Origin of the sequence: Bradyrhizobium sp. STM 3809 (assembly GCF_000239795.1) — a bacterium.
Lineage (GTDB): Bacteria > Pseudomonadota > Alphaproteobacteria > Rhizobiales > Xanthobacteraceae > Bradyrhizobium.
In genome coordinates, this window is sequence record NZ_CAFJ01000295.1 from 1 (window position 1) to 2,734 (window position 2,734).

At 64.1% G+C, this 2,734-nt stretch carries 5 protein-coding genes; 1 reads left to right on the top strand and 4 read right to left on the bottom strand.

Features of this window, described 5'->3' with window-relative positions; genetic code table 11:
• The coding region (locus tag BRAS3809_RS37075; protein ID WP_210161102.1) for a hypothetical protein at positions 1-235 on the top strand (235 nt) is incomplete at its 5' end.
• On the opposite strand, the gene pqqA is transcribed toward BRAS3809_RS37075, so the two are convergent.
• The 4 genes from pqqA to BRAS3809_RS16695 all read right to left on the bottom strand — a co-directional run.
• Complete coding sequence (gene pqqA / locus BRAS3809_RS16680) at positions 220-321, bottom strand: pyrroloquinoline quinone precursor peptide PqqA (RefSeq protein WP_035656508.1); 102 nt, start codon at positions 319-321, stop codon at positions 220-222. The two genes, BRAS3809_RS37075 and pqqA, sit on opposite strands and share 16 nt — an antisense overlap.
• Before the next feature lie 132 nt (positions 322-453).
• A complete protein-coding gene (locus BRAS3809_RS16685) occupies positions 454-1,083 on the bottom strand; it encodes a hypothetical protein (RefSeq protein ID WP_008963287.1) in 630 nt (209 codons plus the stop codon).
• Positions 1,080-1,577 (bottom strand): c-type cytochrome, encoded by a 498-nt coding sequence (locus BRAS3809_RS16690; protein ID WP_008963288.1) that lies wholly within the window; start codon positions 1,575-1,577, stop codon positions 1,080-1,082. Before BRAS3809_RS16690 ends, BRAS3809_RS16685 begins: the two co-directional genes overlap by 4 nt.
• A gap of 99 nt (positions 1,578-1,676) precedes the next feature.
• Positions 1,677-2,734, bottom strand: a 1,058-nt coding sequence (locus BRAS3809_RS16695) for an outer membrane protein assembly factor BamB family protein (RefSeq protein WP_035656507.1), incomplete at its 5' end; no start/stop codon positions are given.

A 2,734-nucleotide genomic window follows, 5' to 3' on the forward strand; every position in this document is an offset into this window, starting at 1 on the left:
AGAGACGTCTCTGCCGTTGATACTGAGTTTCGCCATTGCCAAGAACCTCCTTACGGGACGGATTTTGCTCTGGAGCGAACGCCCATCGGCGTTCCGGCTGATCGCGGCAACGCGAGGCCCCATCATCCCGCGTTGTCCGAATGGTGAATTGCAGTCCCAGTCAGCTTGCAGCGGCAGCAATGTGCGCGGCCGCCGCACTCATCGACATCAGGCGCGCGATCAGCTCTTGCGCTGAGCCGCCGCTGTCCTGCTGGCGCAGGCATACATGTTGATTTCCATGCCGACCGGCACTTCGACGATCCTGGGTGCAGTCCAGCTCATGCTCGTTCTCCCGGAGAGGATGATCATTGCCGCGCAACCGGCGGCCACCTGCATCCCCGGCAACTCTCCCGACCCGGCGATGGCAGGCGCGACCTGCGAAAACCTCGCCGCTCGGGCGAGGCTCGAACGTGATCAGTTCGTCTTCGTAATCCGAACCAGCGTCTGATCGACGAAACTCTTGGCGTCCTGGTCCGGCCTTCGGAACAGCTCGCGCTCGACCGTCAGCATGCGGCCGGGCACGGTCTTGCTGCAGACCTCGCGCAGGAACACGCCACCGACCGGCTGCTCGTTCGCGCTCGGCTGCCGCTCCTTGCAATCCCAGCCCTCGCCGCCGTAGCGCGACTTCACCTGATTGCCGAGCAGGAACGCCTTCTTGCGGATGTAGAGCCGCGCCTTGGGATCGGTTTCGATGGTGAGCCCCGCGACCGAGCCCTTGTCGTCGATGATGGCCGTCAACAGCACGGGGTGACCGGCCACCTTGGTGCCGTCCTGGCTGGTTTCAGGGTCGAACTCGAAGCGCACCGCGCGGCGCCCCTGCTCGTCTGCAGGACAATCTCGCCACGCCGACCAGGCGGTCAATTTGCGATCCTGATTGCCCGCGCAACTGAGATTGACATAGCCCTCGTCGGGCAGATTGCCGACCGGCATCCCGACGGTGATGTCGCGCAGGTCATAGCTCGGCACGGCCTGAGCCGAGGCCGCATGCATCACGGCAGACAGCAGGAGCGTCGCAAAGATCGCGGTGCAGGTTGAGCGCTTCATTTTTGTTGCTCGCTGGCAGGCTTGGTCGCATTCGCCTTGTAGATGTCGCAGACGCGCGAGGTGTTGCCGAAGAAGGTCGTGCATTCGTCGTAGTTGGGCTCGCCCTTGCCTTTGATGTGAGCGAGCACGTAGTCCGCGACCGCCTCGATGTCATTTGGCCGCAGGAACGTTCCACCTTCCGGCGGAATGCGCTCACCGACATCCTGGCGGGTCATGTCGTAGCACTTCGCGGTGTCGTACGAGCCGCGCGCGAAATACGGCATGCCCGTTCCAGGCCGGCCGCAGGTCACGGTCTCGACGATCTGGTCGCGGGTAAGGTGGGTCTGGCGCAGCGACAACGCGTCGCCGCCGTAACCGCCGCCGCCATTGCCATGCCATTTGTGGCAGCCGACGCAGTTGGCGCGCTTGAACACCGCCTTGCCGGCATCGGTCGGATCGGCTGGCGCGGCGGACTGCGCCGAAGCGAGCGACGCGGAGCCGAGGACGAAGGCCAACGCCATGGCGGACGTGATCGCACTGGATTTCATCTGATCTTCTTGCCGAACAGGAATGAGGAAGGAGCGGAGGCCGACGCCTCCGCTCCTCGTTCGATGTCAGAGAGAGAACACGTAGAGCATCGAGCCGGGCTGGATCTTCTTCAGCTCGGGCGTGGATTCGATGAACCACTTGTCCCAGGCGCCGCCGAGGCCGACCAGGATCGCGACATATTGCTTGCCGTCGACCGAGAAGGTCACGGGAGGCGCATTGACGCCGCCGCCGGTGTTGAACTCCCACAGCTTCTGCAGGGTCTTGGCATCGAGCGCCATCACCTCGCCCGAGGGCTGGCCGGTGAAGACCAGATCAGGGGTCGACAGCATGCCGCCGAGGTTCGGGAACGGCGTCTCCATCTTGCCGGCGATCTTGCCGGTGGTGACGTCGATCGCAGTCACGCTGCCCGTGATCTTGAACGGCTGGCTCGGTCCGCCGCCGGTCCAGAACTCGCGCGCCTTGAGCTTGTCCTTGGTCGCCTCCTCGACGGTGATCCGGTTGCAGCTCTCGATCACCGGGATGTACCAGAGCTTGAGGTCAGGATTGTACGAGGTCGGCGGCCAGTTCTTGCCGCCCATGTTGCCGGGGCAGATGTCCGCGACCTTGTTCTCACGATGCGGCGTGACCGATGCGTTGTAGCGCTGCACCGGATTCTTCGCATCGTACTCGATCGGCTTGCCGGTCTCGGGATCGAGTCCCTTGGTCCAGGTCACCTTCTTCACGAACGGCAGGCCCCACAGGAACTTGCCGTTCGTGCGGTCGATCGCATAGGCGAAGCCGTTGCGGTCGGCTTCCAGTGCGAGCTTCTGGGTCTGTCCATTCGGCGTGGGCACGTCGACCAGCACGTTCTCCGCGACGCTGTCATAGTCGTAGGGATCGTTCGGCGTGTGCTGGTAGTGCCACTTGATCTTGCCGGTGTTGGCATCGAGCGCCAGCGAGCTGTCGGTGTAGAGGTTGTCGCCCGGACGATAGGCGTTGTCCCAGTCCGGACCGGGATTGCCGACGCCCCAGATGATGGTGTCGGTCGTCGGATCATAGGTGCCGGTCACCCAGGTCGAACCGCCGCCCGCGGCTGCCGCGTCGTTGCTGTCCTTCCAGGTCTCGCTGCCGGGCTCGCCCTTCG